The sequence below is a fragment of the Streptomyces echinoruber genome (genome assembly GCF_014651135.1).
GTDB lineage: Bacteria > Actinomycetota > Actinomycetes > Streptomycetales > Streptomycetaceae > Streptomyces > Streptomyces echinoruber.
Genome location: NZ_BMWH01000005.1, coordinates 30,536 through 50,979 on the forward strand (window position 1 = coordinate 30,536; position 20,444 = coordinate 50,979).

Below are 20,444 nucleotides of genomic sequence, written 5' to 3' on the forward strand. Positions count from 1 at the left end.
TCCCCCGTCAGGTATGACGATGGCTCATTCGGGCACGTCATGGCCACACAATCGGTGCATCATGTTCCTGCATGTTCAGGACCCTGGGGGGTGGAGATTTGGCATCGAATCACACAAAGGCGACACATCCCCACGCGATGGCCGAGTTGTGCGACGAAGGCAGTCGCCTCTACGCCACCGCGCTGCGCACGGGACGTGTCGCCCGCGCGGATGCGCAAGACGCCCCCTGCCTGGTGGAGTTCGCCCTGCTCCACCCGGATCCGGACGACTCGGACTGGCTGCTCCCCATCCCTCCGGCGGTCGCCCTGGCCCGGCAACTCAACCCCCTGGAGCGCGAGATCGCCGAGCGCCGGCGGTGGGCGACGGAACTCACCACGGCGTTCGAGCCGTTCATGGCCCTCAGTACCCGGGTGACCTCCACCAGTGACTCGATCACCGTGCTGGAAGGCGGCGACCGGATCAACGCCGCGCTCAACATGGCCGCGGCCCAGTGCCAGACGGAGATGCTCACCGTGCAGCCGAGCGACCGCTTGTCGGAGCGCAGCCTCCTGCTCGGCCTGGAGCGCGACAAGCCGCTGATCGAGCGCGGGGTGCGGATCCGGACCCTCTACCAGCACACGGCCCGCCACAACCCGGAGAAGCTCGCCTACGCGGCCCAGCTCTCCAACGGCAAGGCGGAGTACCGCACCATCGACGAACTGGTCGAGCGCCTCATCGTCTGCGACCACACCGTCGCCTTCATCCCCGCCCGCGACGACCAGCAGGTCGCCCTGGAGCTGCGCCATCCCGGCATCATCCGCTACCTGATCAAGGTCTTCGAGTACCTGTGGGACCGCGCGGTCCCGCTGAGCACCAAAACGCCGTACGAGACGGCCTCCGACGGCATCACGGAGATCCAGTACTCCATCGCCAAGCTGCTCGTCGAGGGCCACGTCGACGAGGCGATCGCCCGCCGGCTCGGCATGAACGTCCGCACCTGCCGCGCCCACATCGCCAAGCTCGCCTCCGCCCTGGGCAGTGGAAGCCGGGCCCAACTGGGCTACCTCATCGCACAGTCCGGGATCCTCGAGCGGCCGGAAGGCGGGAGCCGGGGACGCCCGGCACGCTGAGGGCGGGGTCGGTGGAGGCGGTGCGCGGCGGCCCGTCGAGGCCGGCCTGGGCGATGCGGACGCCGAGCTGGGTGCGGCTGGCGGCGCCGAGGGTCTCGGAGAGGCGGGCGATGTGGGCGCGGCAGGTCCGCACGCTGATGCCGAGCCGTTCGGCGATCACGGCGTCCTGGTGGCCCTCGGCGAGCAGCGCGGCGATGGACTGCTCGCGGTGGGAGATGCCCTCGATGCCGGTGTCGGGGAGCGGCGCGGTGAGGGGGATGGCGAGGCGCCACAGCCGTTCGAAGACCGTGGCCAGGTACTGGATGAGCGCCGGGTGCCGCAGCTCCAGCGCCATGGTGCGCTCGGGGTTGGCGGGGATGAAGGCGACGGTGCGGTCGAAGAGGATGAGGCGGTCGATGACCTCGTCGAGGGTGCGCGCCTCGACCGCGTCGCCCATCAGCTCCAGGTAGGTGAGCAGGCCCTGGCCGTGCCGGGCGACGTGGTTGTACAGGTCCCGCATCCGCACGCCCCGGCCGCGCAGGGTCATCGCCCGGTGCAGCCCCTCGGCGAGCTCGTGCTCGCGCCGGATGCCGCCGGGCTGGACGGTGAGTACCTCGGTCGTACAGGCCTCCGTGGCCTCGTCCATGGCCGCCTGGATGCGGGCCAGGCCGTCCAGCACGCGGATCGAGGAGCCCTCGGTGGAGGCGGCGGGGTCCCGGCGTCCGAGGCCGGTGTAGCGCTCGAAGGCGGCGACGGCGGAGCCGACCCGGCGGTGGCTCTCGCCGACCTCGTCGTAGACCGCGCGCAGCAGCCGGGTCATCACCTCCTGCGGCGCGGTCGGCACCAGCCAGTCCATGTCGTCGGGGTCCGGGTGCAGCAGCGCCAGTTCCAGCAGGCAGGGCGCCGTCTCGGCGTCCCGCCGCGGCACCCGGCCGCGGCGTACGGCACGGGAGTACACGCGGTCCCCGGCCTCGCACAGTCGGTCAGCACCGTGGGGATGCTCGTCCGTCCCGTGCTCGGCCATGGCTCCTCACACCCTCGGTTCCAGCCTCTTCCGCAGCGCAACTATGCGCGGCCGGGACCGCCACCGCAACACGGCTCCTCTCACCACGGCCAGTGGTACGTCCGCTTTCCTCCTGGTTCGTACGGGCCTCCGCCCTTCCCTTTGCAACAAGCTGACGGTGCCGGCGCGCCGGAGGGGCACCGCCCCCGGCGCGCCGGGCCGCCGGCTTCTCCCGCCCCGCCGGGCGCCCTACTCCAGCCCCGCCGCCGCGCAGGCCGACTTGTACTTCGGCGTGCAGATGTCGGACACCTTGTAGATGCCGTCGGCGATGACGGTGTCCTTGATGTTGCTCTTCTTCAGGGCGACGACGGAGAGGAGCTGTGCGGGGATGTCCTTGTTGGTGGGGCTGTTGACCTTGTCGCGGGCGAGGGAGTCGAACTCGATGTCCCTGCCCTGGACGCGGGCGACGGCCATCTGGGCGGCCGCCTCGGCCTCCTGCGGGTAGGACTTGTAGACGCTCATGTACTGCTCACCGGTGAGGATGCGCTGCACGGCGTCGAGTTCGGCGTCCTGGCCGGTGACGGGCGGCAGGTCGGTGACGCCGGCGGCCTTGAGGGCCTTGATGACGCCGGCGGCCATGCCGTCGTTGGCGGAGTAGACGCCGGCGATGTTGCCCTTGCCGAGCAGGGCGATGGCCTCGGCCATGTTGGCCTGGGCGTTCTCCGGCTTCCAGTCCTTGGTGTCGTAGGACCGGGCGATGGTCACCTTGCCGCTGAGCTCGGAGAGCGCGCCCTCCTTGAACTGCTTGGCGTTGGGGTCGGTGGGCGAGCCGTTCATCATGACGATCTTGGAGGCGGCGCCGGAGCCGATCGCCTCCAGCAGGGAGCGGCCCTGCACCTCGCCGACGAGTTCGTTGTCGAAGGAGATGTAGGCGTCGATCGGACCCTCGGCGAGCCGGTCGTAGGCGATGACCGGGATGCCGGCGTCCTTGGCCTTCTTCACCTCCCCCGCGATGGCATGGGAGTCGACGGCGTCGAGCAGGATGACGTCGACCTTGTCCTCGACCATCTGCCGCATCTGGCGGGCCTGCTTGGCGGCGTCCGCCGCGGCGTTGGCGTACTCCACGCGACCCTTGCCGTGGGTGAGGGAGGCGACCTTCCGCTTGATGATGGGGTAGTCGAAGCGGTCGTAACGGGTGTTGGCCTTCTCCGGCAGCAGCAGGCCCACGGTGACGTCGTTGCCCTTCGTCGGGCTCGCGCTGCTGCTGTCCCCGGTCACTCCCAGCGCACCGCAGGCGGCGAGCGAGAGGGACATCGTGGACGCGGCCACGCATATGGCGATTCGACGACGCATGGGGGAGCTCACTTCTGGTGCCTTTCGGACGCGGGCGCAGCATTGCGACCCAGGTGACTGAAAAGCCAACGCGTCAGAGCCCGTCTACGTCAAGACAAACCACTTAACGAGATGGCAACATCACGCTCGGTCTCGGTCGTGAACGAACAGGGCGCACCACAGCCGACCACCTTCACCAGGACTTCACGCCGTACACCGGGAGTTCGCCGCCCCTTCGGAAACGGACCGAAAGATACCGGCCAACGGGCGCATGAGAGGGGCACGTCGGAGGCCGGCGGAGGCGCCGGGGATCAGCGGGCACCCCGGGGATCAGCGGACACCCCGGGGATCAGCGGACACCCCGAGGACAGAGCGGATGCTGCGGGAAATAATGGGCGTTACAGAGAACGGCGGGCATCCCGGGCGTGCGGAAGGGCCGGAGGCGTCGCCGCCCTCCGGCCCCTTGTTCCACTCGTGCGCGTCCGGTCCGCGCGTGCGCGCGTGCGCGGCCGCCGAGCGCGGCGGCCCGGCCTGTCCGGACGTTCGGTCCGCGCGTGCGCGCGTGCGCGCCTCGGCCCGCTCGGCCGCTCAGTCCTCAGTCCGAGGACTGCGGCCTCTGCTGCCGCTTGGGCGGCCGCCACACCACCAGCGCGCTGGTCTGCTGGACCTGCTGGTAGGGCACCAGGTCGCGCCGGTAGGAGGCGTGCACGGCGGCCTCCCGCTGCCGCATCGCGGCCGCCGCGCCGTCCAGCGCGGCCTCGAGCTCGGCGATCTGCGCCTTGAGCTGGGCGACCTGGTTCTCCAGCTCGATGATCCGCTTGATGCCGGCGAGGTTGATGCCCTCGTCCTGCGACAACTGCTGCACCTGCCGCAGCAGTTCGATGTCGCGGGCCGAGTAGCGCCGGCCCCGGCCCGCGGTGCGGTCCGGGGAGACCAGACCCAGCCGGTCGTACTGACGGAGAGTCTGCGGGTGCAGTCCGGACAGCTGCGCGGCCACCGAGATGACGTACACCGGTGTGTCTTCCGTCAGTTCGTACGGGTTGCGGCGGCGGCCGTCCATCTCACTCAAGCTCCCTTCGCGGCCTCGAACAGCTCCGCCCGCGGGTTCTCCCCCGCGGTCGCCTCACGGTACGCCTCCAGTGCGTCACGAGCCTTCCCCGACAGGTCCTTGGGAACGCTCACCTCGACGGTGACCAGCAGGTCGCCGCGGGTGCCGTCCTTGCGGACCGCGCCCTTGCCACGGGCCCGCAGGGTCCGCCCGTTGGGCGTGCCCGGCGGCAGCTTCAGGGTGACCGGCGGCCCGCCCAGGGTGGGCACGCGGATCTCGCCGCCGAGCGCGGCCTCCGCGAACGTCACCGGGACGGTCACCGTCAGATTGTCGCCCCTGCGGCCGAAGACGGGGTGCTCCTTGACGTGGACGACCACGTACAGGTCGCCCGCCGGTCCGCCCCGCTGGCCCGGCGCGCCCTTGCCGCGCAGCCGGATGCGCTGCCCGTCCTGGACGCCCGCGGGGATGCGTACCTGCATGGTGCGCGACGACTGGGCGCGGCCGGAGCCGCGGCAGACGTCGCACGGGTTCTCCGCGATCAGGCCGCGGCCCCTGCAGTCCGGGCAGGGGTCGGTGAGCGAGAACCCGCCGCCGCTGCCGCGCGCCACCTGCCCGGTGCCGACGCAGGTCGGGCACACCCGCGGGGTGCCGTTCTTGTCGCCGGTGCCGGAGCAGGCCTTGCACGGCGCCTGGGAGGTCATCCGCAGCGGCACCGTGGCGCCCTCGATGGCCTCCGTGAAGCTGAGCGTGGCCTCGGTCTCGACGTCCTGGCCGCGCCGCGGCTGGGTGCGGGTGCCCGCCGTACCGCGGTTGAACAGTCCTCCGAAGACGTCACCGAGCCCGCCGCCGAAGCCGCCGGCCCCGCCCTGGCCGCCGAAGAGGTCGCCCAGGTCGAAGTTGAAGGTGCCGCCGGCGCCGGGCCCCGGGCGGAAGCCGCCGTTGCCGAACAGGGCGCGGGCCTCGTCGTACTCCTTGCGCTTCTTGGGGTCGCCGAGCACGTCGTGCGCCTCGGAGATCTCCTTGAAGCGCTCCTCGGCCTGGGCGTTGCCCTTGTTGGCGTCCGGGTGGTACTCGCGGGCGAGCTTCCGGTACGCCTTCTTGATCTCGGCCTCGGTGGCGTCCTTGGGGACGCCGAGGACCTTGTAGTAGTCCTTCTCGATGAAGTCCTTGGTGCTCATCCCCGACGCCCCTCCTCTCCTGCCTCGTTCGTCGCTGCGTCAGCCCTCCTGCGGGCCACCGTTCTCCTTGTCCTCGGCCGGCGCCTGCTGCTGCTCGGCCTGCTCGGCGGGCTGGGAGCCGGAAGAACCGGCGTCCTCCGCCTGCTTGACCGTCTGCGCACCGGGCTGCGGCTCGGCCACGGCCACCCGCGCGGGGCGGATGGTGCGCTCGCCGATCCGATACCCGGGCTGCAGAATCGCCACGCACGTCGTCTCGGTGACGTCCGGGGCGTAGCTGTGCATCAGGGCCTCGTGCACGGTCGGGTCGAAGGGCTCGCCCTCCTTGCCGAACTGCTGCAGGCCCATCTTGGCGACGATGGTCTCCAGCGACTCGGCCACCGACTTGAAGCCGCCGACCAGTTCGCCGTGCTCCCGCGCCCGGCCGATGTCGTCGAGCACGGGCAGCAGCTCGGTCAGGAGGTTCGCCTGGGCGATCTCCTTGACCGCGGCCCGGTCGCGTTCGACCCGGCGGCGGTAGTTCTGGAACTCGGCCTGGAGCCGCTGCAGGTCGGCGGTGCGCTCGGTGAGCGCGGCGCGCGCCTGGTCGAGCTGGGCCTCCAGGGCCGCGGTCCGGTCCGCGTCCCCGGCCGGGGCCGCCGCCTCCTGCTCCGCGGAGGGAGCGGCGGCGGCCTGCGGCTCGGCGTCGTCGGCGGCGGCGCCGGAGGGGACGTCGGGCTGCTGCGGCGGGCCCTGCTGGGCCTGCTGCTGCTCGTCGAAGCCCGGGGTCTCCTCCGTCACGCGGCACCGTCCTTGCGCTCGTCGTCCACGATCTCGGCGTCCACGACGTCGTCGTCGGCCTTGGCGTCACCGGCGGCGGAGCCGCCCGCGGCGGCCTGCGCGGCCTGCGCATCGGCGTACAGGGCCTGGCCGAGCTTCTGGGAGACGGCCGCGACCTTCTCGGTGGCGGTCTTGATCTCGGCGGTGTCCTCGCCCTTGAGCTTCTCCTTCAGCTCGGCGACGGCGGCCTCGACCTCGGACTTGATCTCGCCGGGGACCTTGTCCTCGTTGTCCTTGAGGAACTTCTCGGTCTGGTAGACGATCTGCTCGCCCTGGTTGCGGGTCTCGGCGGCCTCGCGGCGCTTGTGGTCCTCCTCCGCGTACTGCTCGGCCTCCCGGCGCATCCGCTCGACCTCCTCCTTGGGGAGCGAGGAGCCGCCGGTGACGGTCATCTTCTGCTCCTTGCCGGTGCCGAGGTCCTTGGCGGTGACGTGCATGATGCCGTTGGCGTCGATGTCGAAGGACACCTCGATCTGCGGCACGCCGCGCGGGGCCGGCGGCAGGCCGGTCAGCTCGAACATGCCGAGCTTCTTGTTGTACGCGGCGATCTCGCGCTCGCCCTGGTAGACCTGGATCTGCACCGACGGCTGGTTGTCCTCGGCCGTGGTGAAGATCTCCGAGCGCTTGGTCGGGATCGTGGTGTTGCGCTCGATCAGCTTGGTCATGATGCCGCCCTTGGTCTCGATGCCCAGGGACAGCGGGGTGACGTCCAGCAGCAGGACGTCCTTGACCTCGCCCTTGAGGACACCGGCCTGCAGGGAGGCGCCGATGGCGACGACCTCGTCGGGGTTGACGCCCTTGTTGGGCTCCTTGCCGCCGGTCAGCTCCTTGACCAGGTCGGCGACGGCCGGCATACGGGTGGAGCCACCGACCAGCACGACGTGGTCGATGTCGTTGATGGAGATGCCGGCGTCCTTGATGACGTTGTGGAACGGCACCTTGCAGCGCTCGAGCAGGTCCGCGGTCAGCTGCTGGAACTGGGCGCGGGTGAGCTTCTCGTCCAGGTGCAGCGGGCCCTCGGCGGAGGCGGTGATGTAGGGCAGGTTGATCGAGGTCTCGGTGGACGAGGACAGCTCGATCTTGGCCTTCTCCGCCGCCTCACGCAGGCGCTGGAGGGCCATCTTGTCCTTGGACAGGTCCACGCCGTGGGCGTTCTGGAACTGCTTGACCAGGTAGTCGACGACACGCTGGTCCCAGTCGTCGCCACCGAGGTGGTTGTCGCCGTTGGTGGCCTTCACCTCGACGACACCGTCGCCGATCTCCAGCAGCGACACGTCGAACGTACCGCCACCGAGGTCGAAGACCAGGATGGTCTGGTCCTCCTTCTCCAGGCCGTAGGCGAGCGCGGCCGCGGTGGGCTCGTTGACGATGCGCAGCACGTTCAGGCCCGCGATCTCGCCGGCCTCCTTGGTCGCCTGGCGCTCGGCGTCGTTGAAGTACGCCGGGACGGTGATGACCGCGTCGGTCACCTTCTCGCCCAGGTAGGCCTCGGCGTCCCGCTTCAGCTTCTGCAGGACGAAGGCGCTGATCTGCTGCGGGTTGAACTCCTTGTCGTCGATCTTGATCTTCCAGTCGGTGCCCATGTGGCGCTTGACCGACCGGATGGTCCGATCGACGTTGGTCACGGCCTGGCGCTTGGCGACCTCGCCCACCAGCACCTCGCCGTTCTTGGCGAAGGCGACGACGGACGGCGTGGTCCTGGCACCCTCGGCGTTGGTGATCACGGTGGGCTCGCCGCCCTCCAGAACGCTGACGACGGAGTTCGTCGTGCCCAGGTCGATGCCGACCGCACGTGCCATGTCTACATTCCTCCAGCTGACTTGAGTGGAACAGGCTCAAGTGTGCCCGACACCCGGCGCCGGGTCAACGTACCTGAGTCAACCGGACTCAAGTCTTATCTATTCCTCACACGCAACGGTGCCCCGACCTGCGGCGCCGCTCGCCGCGGCGGCCGGATCGCCCCCGCGGCCGGGCGCTCCGGCCGCCGGCCCGCCCGCTGCTCCGCGCCCGGCTGCGGGCCCATCCGCCGCTCCGCGCCCCGCTGCGGGCCCGTCCGCCGCTCCCCGCCCCGCTGCGGGCCCGGGAGCGCCCGGCCGGGCCGCCGCCGGGGACCCCGGGGACCGTACACGGGCACCCGCAGCAGCCCGCCCACCACCACCGCCAGCACCCCCGCCACCCACGCCGCCGCCGCGGCGCCCGTCCATCCGGCGTGCACCGACACCCCGGCCAGCCCGCCGCCGAAGGCCCCGGCGCCCAGCAGCACCGCCGTCCCCTGCGGGGTGAGCCCCAGCCGCCGCAGCCGGTGCCCGAGATGGTCGGGCCCGCGCCGCCCCAGCGGCCGCCGGGCCAGCCGGCGCGAGACGACGACGAGCACGGCGTCCGCGACCGGCACGGCGAACAGCGCGAACAGCACGGCGGCGCTGGGCGCGAGGCCGTAGCCGGCCCGGGTGAACACCGCCGCCGCGGCCAGCATGAAGCCGGTGAAGAGCGACCCGCACGCGCCCAGCCCGACCGGCGCGGACGGCCACCCCCGCAGCAGGAACCCGGCGAGCGCCGCGGCCAGCGCGCTCAGCAGCGCCGCCGGTCCGTCCAGCACCTCCACCGCCGCGCACGCCCCCACCCCGAAGGCGGTGACCGCCCCCACGGCTCCCGCACCCCCGTCCACGTGGTCCAGGCCGCGGAAGGCCAGCGCCACCGCCGTGATCCACCCGACGGCCAGCACCCCGCCCGGGACGCCCGTCTCGTCGTACGGCACCACGCAGGCGGCCGCCACCGCCGTGCCCACGGCCGGCAGCCGGGTTTTGATCCGCCACACGTCCGCGGCCAGCCCCAGCGCGGCCACGCACCCCCCGGCCGTCAGCAGCCGCATGACCCCCGTGCCGAGCGGCGCGAGCCGCGTCCAGTCCCCCGCGACGGCCACCAGGCAGGTCGCGAGCACGACGGCGGCGCCGCCGAGCAGCGGCACCGGCCGCGACCGCCGCCGGTCCACGATCCCGAGCCGCAGGGCGGGCACCCGGAGCAGTCCCGTCAGCAGGCCGGCGAGGAGGAGGGCGGTGGCGGCGGAGGCGATTCCGTAGAGCACAGCCCTAAATTAGGTGCAAATCACCCAATTCCTGACGCATAACACGATCAGATGTCCCGCCGATACACCCTCCCGATACACCCTCCCCGCCGAAACAGCCACCGCACATCCCCCGATACGCCCCCCGATACATCCCCCGATGCACCCCCGATCGGCCGCGGCACCACCCCGCGGACCGCTCCGGCACACCCCCGCGGACCGGCCCCGACGCCCTCTCGCGGACCGATTCCGGCATCCCCCGCGGACCGGCCCCGGCCCCGCCCGCTCAGGCACACCTCAGCGACGCACATCACCGAGCGGACGGCTACATTGCGACGGAAGATGGGGGTACTCTCAGACGGACTGGATAAGTTACCGCTTAGTAATCAAGACGGCTCGGCTTGACAGCAGACAGCGCTGACAGCTCCGTCTCGACAGCCCGTCCCCTAGCCCCCTCGCAGGCCCGAGGAGCCCCGAAATGCAACTCGCCGCGATCATCGTGTCGCTGGTACTCGCCGTGGTCGGCGTGGCGCTGTTCGGCCGTGCCATCGCCCAGATCTACCGGTTCGTACGGCTCGGCCAGGACGTCCCGGCGGGTACCCGGACGAACGACTGGACCGCCCGCACCGCCACGGTGATCAGGGAGTTCCTCGGCCACACCCGGATGAACCGCTGGGGCGTCGTCGGCGTCGCCCACTGGTTCGTCGCCGTCGGCTTCTTCACCCTGGTCCTCACCCTGGTCAACGCCTTCGGGCAGCTCTTCCAGGCGGACTGGTACCTCCCGGTCATCGGCGACTGGACGCCGTACGAGGTGTTCACCGAGCTGGTCGGCCTGCTGACCACCCTCGGCATCCTGACGCTCATCGTCATCCGGCAGCTCAGCAAGCCGACCCGGCCCGGCCGCAAGTCCCGCTTCGCCGGCTCCAACTTCGGCCAGGCCTACTTCGTCGAGGCCGTCATCCTCATCATCGGCCTGTGCATCCTCACGCTGCGCGGCCTGGAGGGCGCCCTGCACCACGTCGAGGGCTACGAGGCCGCGTACCTGGTGTCGTACCCCCTGGTCGCCGCCTTCAAGGGCCTGGGCCTGACGACGCTGCAGAACCTGACCTACCTCGTCGCGATGATCAAGATCGCGACCTCCTTCATCTGGATGATCACCGTCTCGCTGAAGACGGACATGGGCATCGCCTGGCACCGCTTCCTGGCCTTCCCCAACATCTGGTTCAAGCGCAACGCCGACGGCTCCACCTCCCTGGGCGCCCTGCAGCCGATGACCTCGGGCGGCAAGCCGATCAACTTCGAGGACCCCGGCGAGGACGACGTCTTCGGCGTCTCCCAGATCGAGCACTTCTCCTGGAAGGGCCTGCTGGACTTCTCCACCTGCACCGAGTGCGGCCGCTGCCAGTCGCAGTGCCCCGCCTGGAACACCGGCAAGCCGCTCTCCCCGAAGCTGCTGATCATGTCGCTGCGCGACCACGCCTTCGCCAAGGCGCCCTACCTGCTGGCCGGCGGCGGCAAGACGATGGAGGGCGAGGAGAAGGCGTCCGAGGAGCAGCTCGCCGGCGTGCCGGCCGCCGCCCTCGCCGAGGCCGAGCGCCCGCTGGTGGGCACCGCCGAGGAGAACGGCGTCATCGACCCGGACGTGCTGTGGTCCTGCACCACCTGCGGCGCCTGCGTCGAGCAGTGCCCGGTCGACATCGAGCACGTCGACCACATCGTCGACATGCGCCGCTACCAGGTCATGATCGAGTCCGCGTTCCCCTCCGAGGCGGGCACGATGCTCAAGAACCTGGAGAAGAAGGGCAACCCCTGGGGCCTGGCCAAGAAGCAGCGCCTGGAGTGGACCAAGGAGGTCGACTTCGAGGTGCCGGTGGTCGGCCGGGACATCGAGGACCTCTCCGAGGTCGAGTACCTGTACTGGGTCGGCTGCGCCGGCGCCCTGGAGGACCGCGCCAAGAAGACCACCAAGGCCTTCGCCGAGCTGCTGCACATCGCGGGCGTCAAGTTCGCGATCATGGGCGGCGACGAGAAGTGCACCGGCGACTCCGCCCGCCGCCTGGGCAACGAGCCCCTCTTCCAGGAGCTCGGCATGGAGAACGTCATGGCCCTGAACACGGCCTTCGGCGAGGAGCTGGACGACGAGGGCAAGGTCACCCCGGAGTCGAAGAAGCCGAAGTCGGCGAAGAAGATCGTCGCCACCTGCCCGCACTGCCTCAACACGCTCGCCAACGAGTACCCGCAGCTCGGCGGCGACTACGAGGTCATCCACCACACCCAGCTGCTGCAGCACCTGGTCGACGAGGGCCGGCTCATCCCCGTCACCCCGGTCGAGGGCATCATCACCTACCACGACCCCTGCTACCTGGGCCGCCACAACAAGATCTACACGCCGCCGCGCGAGATCATCGGCAAGGTCCCGGGCCTGCGCAACGAGGAGATGCACCGCCACAAGGAACGCGGCTTCTGCTGCGGCGCCGGCGGCGCGCGCATGTGGATGGAGGAGCGCATCGGCAAGCGCATCAACAACGAGCGCGTCGACGAGGCCCTCTCCCTCGACCCCGACATCGTCTCCACCGCCTGCCCGTTCTGCCTGGTCATGCTGACCGACTCGGTCAACGGCAAGAAGAACGACGGCAAGGCCAAGGAGTCCGTCCAGGTCGTGGACGTCGCCCAGCTGCTGCTGGACTCCGTCAAGACCCCGGCCGACCCGGCCGGCGAGGCCGAGACGGAGAGCACGCCGGAGCCCGAGCCGGTGAAGTGACACCGGCCGGCCGCATGACGCGGGGCGCCCCCCGACCCGTGGCACGGGTCGGGGGGCGCCTTGTATGTGTGGGCGTGTGGGCGTGTGCGCGTGCGCGGTACGCCGACTCCGCTACTCCTGGGCGCCCTTCGGGCCGGCCTGCTGCACCACCTCGAAGGACCACAGCGTCGACCCGGAGGCCGCGGGCCGGGGCCGCTCGCCGCCCGCCGCCTCGCCGGTGCCCTGGTGAGCGGCCTTCATCGGCCCCTCCATCCAGGCCCGGAACGACTCCTCGTCCCGCCAGCGCGTGTAGACGAGGTAGGTGTCGGTGCCCTCGACGGGCCGCAGCAGCTCGAACCATTCGAACCCGTCGGAGCCCTCCACGGCGTGCGCCCGCGAGGCGAACCGCTTCTCCAGCTCCTCCCGCTGCTCGGCGGGCACGGTCAGTACGTTGATCTTGACTACGCTCATGCCCCCATCCTGCCCCCCGGCCCGCCCCGCGGCGACGGCGACGTCCGGGGACCTCCCCGCCCCGCCCCGGGCGCGGACACCCGTACGGCACAACCCCGAGCAGCCCCCGAAGCCACCCCGAGCCGCCCCCGAAACCGCCCCCTGCCTTCCCTTAGGGGATGTCACAGCTCGGCCGCAAAGCCGGGCCCGGACGGCCGGGCCCGGCACGTCACTCTCCGGGACCAGGTACGTTCGAAGACGTGGCTGGATTCAGGATCGGACGCGGCGGCCGGGACGACCGCGCCCCGCAAGCGCGACCGCAACAGGCTCCGTACGGACGGCAGGTGCCCCAGACCCCGGGCCCGGGCCCGTCGTACGGCTCGTACGGCTACCCGCAGCCGCCGCAGTCGTACGCGCCCCCGCAGCCGTACGCGCAGCAGCCGCCGCCCTACGCGGCCGGCGGCTACGCCGGCGACCAGGACGGGCCGGAGTACTTCGGCGACGGCACCCACCCGCACGGCGGCGCCGGCGACCCGTACGCGGCCGACCAGCCGGGCCACACCCAGATGTTCGCCGTCGGCGAGGACCCCTACGGCCAGGGCGAGACCTACCACGCGGGCGCGGCCCCGGCCCCGGCCGGCCCGATCGGCCCCCGCCTGCACTGGAAGGACCTGCTGCGCGGCATCGTCCTCTCCCCCAACCAGACCTTCCTGCAGATGCGGGACTACACGATGTGGGGCCCCGCCCTCGTCGTGACCTTCGTCTACGGCCTGCTCGCGGTCTTCGGCTTCGACAAGGCCCGCGAGGACGCCATCAACGCGACCCTGTCGAACGCCGTGCCCATCGTCCTGGTCACCGCCGTGGCGATGGTGCTCAGCTCCTTCGTCCTGGGCGTGGTCACCCACACCCTGGCCCGCCAGCTCGGCGGTGACGGCGCCTGGCAGCCGACGGTCGGCCTCTCCATGCTGATCATGTCCCTCACGGACACGCCCCGCCTGGTCTTCGCCATGTTCCTCGGCGGCGACGCCGGCTTCGTCCAGATCCTCGGCTGGGCCACCTGGGTGGCCGCCGGCGCCCTGCTGACCCTCATGGTCGGCCGCTCCCACGACCTGCCCTGGCCGAAGGCCCTGGGCGCGTCGGCGATCCAGCTGATAGCGCTGCTGTCGATCGTGAAGCTCGGCACGTTCTGACCGACCGGCCCGGCACGCGCCGCGCCGCCCGGAACCGGAAAAGGGGCTCCCCACCTGGGGAGCCCCTTTCGCACACTGCCGTACTTCTCTCCGTACCCGCTCGGGCGGCGCCCATACGGCCGCTCCGGCCGCGCTCCGGCCGCCTCGGACGGCGCCCGGCGCGGAACGGCGACTCAGGACGGCGCAGGGACGGCAGCTCAGGCGTCGAGAACCTGCCCCGCCCACCGCACGACGGGCGGCAGGCCGGGGCCTTACGCGCTATGCGGCGATCGCCAGGCGCCTTTGAATGGTAGGAACCTCGTCTTCCTCATCTGCCTCGCTTGCGAGCGCGAAGGCTGCTTGCGGGTTCTGCTGAACCAAGCCCAGCCAGTCCCCGACCGTAGCTTCCTGTGGAACAAAAACGATCTTTGTTGGCCGTGGGGGCGGGCAGGTGGAGAGCACCATCGCTGTGAACTGATCAGTGGCCGTGACGAGGATGACGTCATGGCCGAAGCTTGAAACACGTTCCATCACGCCAGAAGCTGGCTCCCCAGAATCCGCGACTACCAGCACATGCGCTCCGTGCTCGTCCGTTGTGCGGTCGAGTCTTGCCAGGAACCCCATGAATCCAGGGATGTGCTTGTTTTGAAGCTCCTGGATCACCTTTTCACGGCCAGCTTGGAAACCAGGGGTTTCCGCCCATGTGAAGTTGAGGGTGACGGACACTGAGTTGGCCAGCGCCACATCAATCTCCGCCATCTCCTCCCGGGTGGGGTACATCGCACCGTCATCCAACCCGTGAGCAGCCAGCCATCGATTGACCTCGCTCCAGAGCCATGCCTGCGACCTGCCCACAGTCCCCTCAGGGGCCGGGAACGGTTCGCCTTGGGCCTTCCGTGCCCCCGAGATCCACTGACTGACATTCTGGCGTGACCGTCCTGTCCTCTCAGCGATCTCGTGAATCCCGACAAGATCCCGGTCCAGTCGGTGCACCCGAAGCTGTGGCACAGCAGCGCGAGCAGCAGAAACCGCCGTCAGGGCGGCATCAATGGCCGAGTCTCCAGTCCCAGTGATCACCAGGAGATCGACGCCGCCGGCCCGAGCCAGCAGCGCATCACACTTCTCTTGCAAGGCATCGACGGCAGCCTGGTCATCCACATCTACGCCTGAGACGACAAAGGTGAAGTCATAGTCCATGGTTGCCCCCTAATCCCCCACCACAGTCGCAGAGGCGTTGACATTCGTCAACAGCAGAACCGGGAGAAAACCGGACAAAAAATCCTGTGACTAATCCCGGGGGCGGCCAGCGAGGCTCCGCTGAGGGGAGTCCGGAGGTAGAGGACAGCGGGAGGCCAGCCGATCCACCCGCCGAGCATGCGAGCTCTCATTCTGCGGCGTCCCAGAGATGGGGATGGCCGTACATTCCGTCTCACAGGGGCAGTACAGCTTGCCCCAGTGGCCTTCTTTACGCAGGGACCACCCGCGACCGACCCACTTCTCCAGGACTCGACGCACATCCTTCTTCGAGTGATCAGAAGGCCTGAGGTCACGGCCGACCAACTTGTCACCACCCCCACCAGGGTGCAGTGCCCTGGGGGGATATACCGCCCGCGTCGCAGGAGAAGCCAACGTCCCACGCGGAAGTAGCGCGGGGATGAACATTTGCCACGGGCTACTGTGCTCCTCTAGCGCTGGCCTCACGGGGGCCATGCACCCGCAGGCAAGATCACTTCCGTGTCAGAGGGGTAACGCTCCGACATCAGCACAATACTCCAAATGACCGACACCCTGTCAGAAGCACGCACATCGGCGGCCTCGTTCGGCGACCGAAGTTCCATCTCCCGACACGACCGGCCAACGAGTGACGGCACGCTGACTACAACGCTTCCTTCGAGGGCGCGATCGGCTGCCCCGGCTTATGCACCGGAGGCAACACACTCCACGGGAAGTTGATCCAGTCGTCGGTCCGCTTCCACACGTACTCGCACTTCACCAGCGACTGCGACTTCTCGTAGATCACCGCGGAACGGACCTCGGCGACGTGCTCCTTGCAGAAGTCGTGCACGAGCTTGAGCGTCTTGCCGGTGTCGGCGACGTCGTCGGCGATGAGGACCTTCTTGTCGGTGAAGTCGATGGCGTTGGGCACGGGCGCGAGCATGACGGGCATCTCGAGGGTCTGCCCGACGCCGGTGTAGAACTCCACGTTCACCAGGTGGATGTTCTTGCAGTCGAGGGCGTAGGCCAGCCCGCCGGCCACGAACACGCCGCCGCGGGCGATGCTCAGGACGAGGTCGGGTTCGTAGCCGTCGTCGGCGATGGTCTGCGCGAGCTCGCGCACCGCGGTGCCGAACTGCTCGTAGGTGAGGTTCTCGCGTATGTCGCTCATGGTCCCGTCGGCCCCGTCACACCTGCGTCCGGTGGAAGTTGATGTACGACCGGGAGGCGGTCGGCCCCCGCTGCCCCTGGTAGCGCGACCCGTACCGCTCGCTGCCGTAGGGGAACTCGGCCGGCGAGCTGAGCCGGAACATGCACAGCTGCCCGATCTTCATGCCCGGCCACAGCTTGATCGGCAGGGTGGCGAGGTTCGACAGCTCCAGCGTCACGTGCCCGGAGAACCCGGGGTCGATGAAGCCGGCCGTGGAGTGCGTGACGAGCCCGAGCCGCCCGAGCGAGCTCTTCCCCTCCAGCCGGGAGGCGAGATCGTCGGGCAGTGTGATGACCTCGTAGGTGCTGGCGAGCACGAACTCCCCGGGGTGCAGGATGAACGGCTCGTCCCCCTCGGGTTCGACGAGCCGGGTGAGGTCCGGCTGCTCGACGGAGGGGTCGATGTGCGGGTAGCGGTGATTCTCGAACACCCGGAAGTAGCGGTCGAGGCGCACGTCGATGCTCGACGGCTGCACCATCGAGTCGTCGTACGGGTCGATCCGCACCCGTCCTGCGTCGATCTCCGCCCGGATGTCCTTGTCTGAGAGAAGCACGTCCCGAGGATACGCACAGCGCGCGGAGCCCCCGTAATCGCGGGCTCCGCGCGCTGCCGGGCCGGCGGTGCCCGACCGCTGCGGGTGTCCCCGCCGCTCACCGCCGCCTCTGCTGCTGCTACCGCTTGCGCAGCTTCCGCTACCTCCCGCTACCGCTATTGCTGTAGCTATCGCTCTCGCTATCGCTATCGCTTCTGCAGGCTCACCGGCACCACGCTGCGCAGCCGCGCGCAACGGGGACACCGGACGAGCCGGCCGGGCCCGAGCCGCTCGGCCTGCTGCATCGGGAACGAAGCGGTGCTGAACACGTGCCCATCGGCACAACGGACGACGGTGCGCTCCATCAAGTCCTAGAGTCCCTTCCCCGAGAACCGCGTCCGGCTCACTGCCGCGACGACGAAAGCCACATTACGGGATCAAAGGGACGGCCCTCCAGGCGGCACTCCGGCCCCGCCCGGCCCCTGCTCCACCCCACCACCGTACGCCCCAACTCCCTTTACCCGCAGCCCGCGTCTCCACTCCCCCACGCAATCAGGCCCCGCGGTTCGCACACCGGGGGCCTGGGATGAGGTACAGTATCGATCGTCCGGACACCGGTCCCGACCGGCGTCTTACGCGGGTGTAGTTTAATGGTAGAACATCAGCTTCCCAAGCTGAGAGCGCGAGTTCGATTCTCGTCACCCGCTCCAGTGTGAAGGCCCAGGCAAGCCGCCTGGGCCTTTTGCTTTGCCACTGATCAACCGCCGCATCGCGGGCGATCCCGTTACGTCGGCCAGGCAGGCCAGGCATCGGCCACGACGAAGGAGACGACGGTTCCGCCGAAGTGACTGGGTCCGGAGTGCCAGGAGTCGGCGATGGAGTCGACCAGGAGCAGTCCCCGCCCGTGCGCGTCGTTGGCGTCCGGGTGCCGCATCCGTACGTTCGCCGGGAAACCCGGGTTGTGCACCTCGACCCGGAGCGGGGACCCCTCGCGGAACCACTCCACCCGCACCAGCCAGGGCTCGTCCGACCGCCCGTAGCGGATCGCGTTGGTCACCAGCTCCAAGATCATCAGGACGCAGTCGTCGACCGAGCAGGCCGGCTCATGGGGAGTGATGAACCGCCGGAACCAGCGCCGGGCCCGCGGCACCGACTCGGGCTCCGGATGCAGGGTCATCGCCGCTCCGAGCCGCGCCGAGCCGGGGCCGACGTAGCGTTCGATCATGAAGGCCATGCGCGCTCACTCCTTGCACCGGTCGTCGCGCCCTGCGCGGGGGATGTGACCTTCATCGCGGCAGTGGGGTCTCAGCGCGTTCGCCGTGGCGCCGTCCACTGACGACGATGGCGGCGGCGCATCTCCGTCGACCGAGGTCACAGGGCTGTGACGGGAAGAGCACGGCAAGGGGGCCGCGCCCACGGAGAGAAATATCTGCGCTCGTGACGTGAGAAATACGTGCGGGGCGCCACGAGTATTCCCCGGCCGTCGGCCGGAGCGGAATTATCGACCGTGCAGAGCCGGTCGCACCGTGCTACTGTCGATCTCAGTTGCAGGTGTGGTTGCCAGAAGGTTCGTTTCCGACGGGGTGATCATCACGGCGACACGGAATGTGCACAAGGCGCATTCCTGACACCGCCTCCGAAGGAGAAATGACATGGCTACTGGCACCGTGAAGTGGTTCAACGCGGAAAAGGGCTTCGGCTTCATCGAGCAGGACGGCGGCGGCGCCGACGTCTTCGCCCACTACTCGAACATCGCCACCCAGGGCTTCCGCGAGCTGCTGGAAGGCCAGAAGGTGTCGTTCGACATCGCGCAGGGCCAGAAGGGCCCGATGGCCGAGAACATCGTTCCCGCCTGACACCGGCGCTGACGCATACTCCGCAGCTGGGGCCCGCACCTCTGGGGTGCGGGCCCCGGCTCGCTGCATTTCAGGACGCGCGGCGGAAAGATTCCACCGCATCACCGACCGGTGCCGTATTGCCGTCGGCCCGACTCGGCTCCCATCACTTCGGCTCGTTTCGAGATTCTCTGCGCCACTCATCTGCTGCGGGAATTCCTTGCCACGTGCCCCTCAAGGAAGGTTCCGCATGAAGCGTGACCAGACGCCCCGCACATATGACCGCTCCAAAGGAGGCGCCGGCGCCAACCGCTCCGGCGGTCCGCGCCGCTCCAAGGGCTACGGAAATCGACGGGTCGGACGAGCCGTGCCGAGCGAGTTCGCGCCACCGAAGACGATCACCCCCGCGCTGCCCGCCGTCGAGTCGTTCGCCGATCTCGCCATGCCCGCGCGGCTGTTGGCCACGCTCGGCCACGAAGGCGTGACCGTACCGTTCCCGATCCAGGCGGCGACCCTGCCGAACTCCCTGGCCGGTCGTGACGTACTCGGCCGTGGCCGCACCGGCTCGGGCAAGACCCTCGCCTTCGGCCTCGCGCTGCTGGCCCGTACGGCGGGCCGCCGCGCCGAGCCGAGGCAGCCGCTTGCCCTCGTCCTCGTCCCCACCCGCGAACTCGCCCAGCAGGTCGCCGACGCGCTCACTCCGTACGCCCGCTCCGTGCGCCTGCGGCTGACCACCGTCGTCGGCGGCATGTCCATCGGCAGGCAGGCCGGTGCGCTGCGCGCCGGGGTCGAGGTCGTCGTCGCGACGCCCGGGCGGCTCAAGGACCTCATCGACCGGGGCGACTGCCGACTGGACGATGTTGGCACCACGGTCCTCGACGAGGCCGACCAGATGGCCGACATGGGCTTCATGCCCCAGGTCACCGCCCTGCTCGACCTGGTGCGTCCCGACGGGCAGCGGATGCTCTTCTCGGCCACCCTGGACCGCAACGTCGACCTGCTGGTCCGCCGCTACCTGACGGACCCGGTGGTGCACTCCGTCGACCCGTCGGCGGGCGCGGTCACCACGATGGAGCACCACGTACTCCACGTGCACGACGCGGACAAGCACCGGACGACCACCGAGATCGCGGCGCGAGACGGCCGCGTGATCATGTTCCTCGACACCAAGCACGCGGTGGACCGGCTGACCAAGCACCTGCTGAGCAACGGCGTTCGCGCCGCGGCCCTGCACGGCGGCAAGTCCCAGCCGCAGCGCACGCGGACCCTGGCCCAGTTCAAGAGCGGGCATGTGACGGTACTGGTGGCGACCAACGTCGCGGCGCGCGGGATCCACGTCGACAACCTCGACCTGGTCGTCAATGTGGACCCGCCCAGTGACCACAAGGACTACCTGCACCGTGGCGGCCGTACGGCCCGCGCCGGCGAGTCCGGCCGCGTCGTCACCCTGGTGACCCCTGATCAGCGTCGCGGTGTCAGCCGACTGATGGCTTCGGCGGGCATCACCCCCCGGATCGCCCAGGTGAGTTCGGGCGAGGCGGAACTGAGCCGCATCACAGGTGCCCAGGACCCTTCCGGTGTCCCGGTCGTCATCACCGCGCCGGACGTGGAGCGTCCCCGCGGCGCGTCCTCATCGTCCCGAGGCCGTCGGAGTCGCCGGGGCCACACCGGCCGGGGCCGGCTCGTCGGCGAAACGGCACGCCGCGGGACACAGCGGCGGTCCGGCTTCGGTTCGGCCGCCTAGAGCCGCTGTGATCACCAGCCCAT

The 20,444-nt window shown here is 70.0% G+C and carries 17 protein-coding genes and 1 tRNA gene; 6 read left to right on the forward strand and 12 right to left on the reverse strand.

Annotated elements, in window-relative coordinates; genetic code table 11:
* The first annotated feature begins 137 nt into the window (after window positions 1-137).
* Window positions 138-1,109: a helix-turn-helix domain-containing protein gene (locus IE225_RS09105; protein ID WP_229879350.1), complete on the forward strand. Its 972-nt coding sequence runs from the start codon at window positions 138-140 to the stop codon at window positions 1,107-1,109.
* Here IE225_RS09105 and IE225_RS09110 read toward each other — a convergent pair.
* The 7 genes from IE225_RS09110 to IE225_RS09140 form a co-directional block, all read right to left on the reverse strand.
* Complete coding sequence (locus tag IE225_RS09110; protein ID WP_190056882.1) at window positions 1,045-2,112, reverse strand: helix-turn-helix transcriptional regulator; 1,068 nt, start codon at window positions 2,110-2,112, stop codon at window positions 1,045-1,047. The genes IE225_RS09105 and IE225_RS09110 overlap by 65 nt on opposite strands.
* A gap of 228 nt (window positions 2,113-2,340) precedes the next feature.
* The gene (locus IE225_RS09115; RefSeq protein ID WP_190056883.1) at window positions 2,341-3,444 is read right to left on the reverse strand and encodes a sugar ABC transporter substrate-binding protein; all 1,104 of its coding nucleotides are present in this window, start codon (window positions 3,442-3,444) and stop codon (window positions 2,341-2,343) included.
* Between the two features lie 574 nt (window positions 3,445-4,018).
* Complete coding sequence (locus IE225_RS09120) at window positions 4,019-4,483, reverse strand: heat shock protein transcriptional repressor HspR (RefSeq protein ID WP_190057107.1); 465 nt, start codon at window positions 4,481-4,483, stop codon at window positions 4,019-4,021.
* Window positions 4,484-4,488: 5 nt separating this feature from the next.
* Window positions 4,489-5,649, reverse strand: a complete 1,161-nt coding sequence (gene dnaJ, locus IE225_RS09125) for a molecular chaperone DnaJ (RefSeq protein WP_190056884.1) — start codon at window positions 5,647-5,649, stop codon at window positions 4,489-4,491.
* Window positions 5,650-5,688: 39 nt separating this feature from the next.
* Window positions 5,689-6,426 carry a nucleotide exchange factor GrpE gene (grpE, locus tag IE225_RS09130; protein ID WP_190056885.1) on the reverse strand — a complete coding sequence of 246 codons (738 nt, stop codon included), beginning with the start codon at window positions 6,424-6,426 and terminating at the stop codon, window positions 5,689-5,691.
* Window positions 6,423-8,264, reverse strand: coding sequence for a molecular chaperone DnaK (dnaK, locus tag IE225_RS09135; protein WP_190056886.1), 1,842 nt, complete (start codon window positions 8,262-8,264; stop codon window positions 6,423-6,425). The genes grpE and dnaK overlap by 4 nt, the downstream gene beginning before the upstream one ends.
* A gap of 95 nt (window positions 8,265-8,359) precedes the next feature.
* Window positions 8,360-9,547, reverse strand: coding sequence for an MraY family glycosyltransferase (locus tag IE225_RS09140; protein WP_190056887.1), 1,188 nt, complete (start codon window positions 9,545-9,547; stop codon window positions 8,360-8,362).
* A gap of 457 nt (window positions 9,548-10,004) precedes the next feature.
* Between IE225_RS09140 and IE225_RS09145 the strand changes: the two genes are divergently transcribed.
* A complete protein-coding gene (locus IE225_RS09145) occupies window positions 10,005-12,287 on the forward strand; it encodes a (Fe-S)-binding protein (RefSeq protein WP_190056888.1) in 2,283 nt (760 codons plus the stop codon).
* A 111-nt stretch (window positions 12,288-12,398) separates the two neighbouring features.
* Here the strand turns inward: IE225_RS09145 and IE225_RS09150 are convergent, their stop codons facing one another.
* On the reverse strand, window positions 12,399-12,737 hold the full coding sequence (locus IE225_RS09150; protein WP_190056889.1) for an antibiotic biosynthesis monooxygenase family protein: 339 nt from the start codon (window positions 12,735-12,737) through the stop codon (window positions 12,399-12,401).
* 158 nt (window positions 12,738-12,895) lie between these two features.
* On the opposite strand from IE225_RS09150, the gene IE225_RS09155 reads away from it, so the two are divergent.
* Window positions 12,896-13,906 (forward strand): Yip1 family protein, encoded by a 1,011-nt coding sequence (locus tag IE225_RS09155; protein ID WP_190056890.1) that lies wholly within the window; start codon window positions 12,896-12,898, stop codon window positions 13,904-13,906.
* 258 nt (window positions 13,907-14,164) lie between these two features.
* Here the strand turns inward: IE225_RS09155 and IE225_RS09160 are convergent, their stop codons facing one another.
* The 3 genes from IE225_RS09160 to dcd form a co-directional block, all read right to left on the reverse strand.
* On the reverse strand, window positions 14,165-15,082 hold the full coding sequence (locus IE225_RS09160; RefSeq protein WP_190056891.1) for a helix-turn-helix transcriptional regulator: 918 nt from the start codon (window positions 15,080-15,082) through the stop codon (window positions 14,165-14,167).
* 679 nt (window positions 15,083-15,761) lie between these two features.
* A complete protein-coding gene (locus IE225_RS09165) occupies window positions 15,762-16,271 on the reverse strand; it encodes a phosphoribosyltransferase (protein WP_190056892.1) in 510 nt (169 codons plus the stop codon).
* A gap of 16 nt (window positions 16,272-16,287) precedes the next feature.
* Complete coding sequence (gene dcd, locus IE225_RS09170; protein WP_190056893.1) at window positions 16,288-16,863, reverse strand: dCTP deaminase; 576 nt, start codon at window positions 16,861-16,863, stop codon at window positions 16,288-16,290.
* Window positions 16,864-17,478: 615 nt separating this feature from the next.
* Between dcd and IE225_RS09175 the strand changes: the two genes are divergently transcribed.
* Window positions 17,479-17,552 (forward strand) — tRNA-Gly (locus IE225_RS09175).
* 74 nt (window positions 17,553-17,626) lie between these two features.
* Here the strand turns inward: IE225_RS09175 and IE225_RS09180 are convergent.
* Window positions 17,627-18,076: an ATP-binding protein gene (locus IE225_RS09180; RefSeq protein WP_190056894.1), complete on the reverse strand. Its 450-nt coding sequence runs from the start codon at window positions 18,074-18,076 to the stop codon at window positions 17,627-17,629.
* A gap of 418 nt (window positions 18,077-18,494) precedes the next feature.
* Between IE225_RS09180 and IE225_RS09185 the strand changes: the two genes are divergently transcribed.
* Window positions 18,495-18,698 carry a cold-shock protein gene (locus IE225_RS09185; protein ID WP_190056895.1) on the forward strand — a complete coding sequence of 68 codons (204 nt, stop codon included), beginning with the start codon at window positions 18,495-18,497 and terminating at the stop codon, window positions 18,696-18,698.
* Window positions 18,699-18,927: 229 nt separating this feature from the next.
* Complete coding sequence (locus IE225_RS09190) at window positions 18,928-20,421, forward strand: DEAD/DEAH box helicase (protein WP_190056896.1); 1,494 nt, start codon at window positions 18,928-18,930, stop codon at window positions 20,419-20,421.
* The last annotated feature ends 23 nt before the right edge of the window (window positions 20,422-20,444 follow it).

Bases quoted from the DNA above. Each gene is read 5' to 3' on its own strand.
- IE225_RS09190 (WP_190056896.1), top strand. From the start codon at position 18,928: ATGAAGCGTGACCAGACGCCCCGCACATATGACCGCTCCAAAGGAGGC.
- dnaK (WP_190056886.1), bottom strand. From the start codon at position 8,264: ATGGCACGTGCGGTCGGCATCGACCTGGGCACGACGAACTCCGTCGTC.
- IE225_RS09165 (WP_190056892.1), bottom strand. From the start codon at position 16,271: ATGAGCGACATACGCGAGAACCTCACCTACGAGCAGTTCGGCACCGCG.
- IE225_RS09150 (WP_190056889.1), bottom strand. From the start codon at position 12,737: ATGAGCGTAGTCAAGATCAACGTACTGACCGTGCCCGCCGAGCAGCGG.
- IE225_RS09120 (WP_190057107.1), bottom strand. From the start codon at position 4,483: ATGGACGGCCGCCGCCGCAACCCGTACGAACTGACGGAAGACACACCG.
- IE225_RS09145 (WP_190056888.1), top strand. From the start codon at position 10,005: ATGCAACTCGCCGCGATCATCGTGTCGCTGGTACTCGCCGTGGTCGGC.
- IE225_RS09160 (WP_190056891.1), bottom strand. From the start codon at position 15,082: ATGGACTATGACTTCACCTTTGTCGTCTCAGGCGTAGATGTGGATGAC.
- IE225_RS09180 (WP_190056894.1), bottom strand. From the start codon at position 18,076: ATGGCCTTCATGATCGAACGCTACGTCGGCCCCGGCTCGGCGCGGCTC.
- IE225_RS09185 (WP_190056895.1), top strand. From the start codon at position 18,495: ATGGCTACTGGCACCGTGAAGTGGTTCAACGCGGAAAAGGGCTTCGGC.
- IE225_RS09155 (WP_190056890.1), top strand. From the start codon at position 12,896: ATGTCACAGCTCGGCCGCAAAGCCGGGCCCGGACGGCCGGGCCCGGCA.
- IE225_RS09105 (WP_229879350.1), top strand. From the start codon at position 138: ATGGCCGAGTTGTGCGACGAAGGCAGTCGCCTCTACGCCACCGCGCTG.
- IE225_RS09115 (WP_190056883.1), bottom strand. From the start codon at position 3,444: ATGCGTCGTCGAATCGCCATATGCGTGGCCGCGTCCACGATGTCCCTC.
- dnaJ (WP_190056884.1), bottom strand. From the start codon at position 5,649: ATGAGCACCAAGGACTTCATCGAGAAGGACTACTACAAGGTCCTCGGC.
- IE225_RS09110 (WP_190056882.1), bottom strand. From the start codon at position 2,112: ATGGCCGAGCACGGGACGGACGAGCATCCCCACGGTGCTGACCGACTG.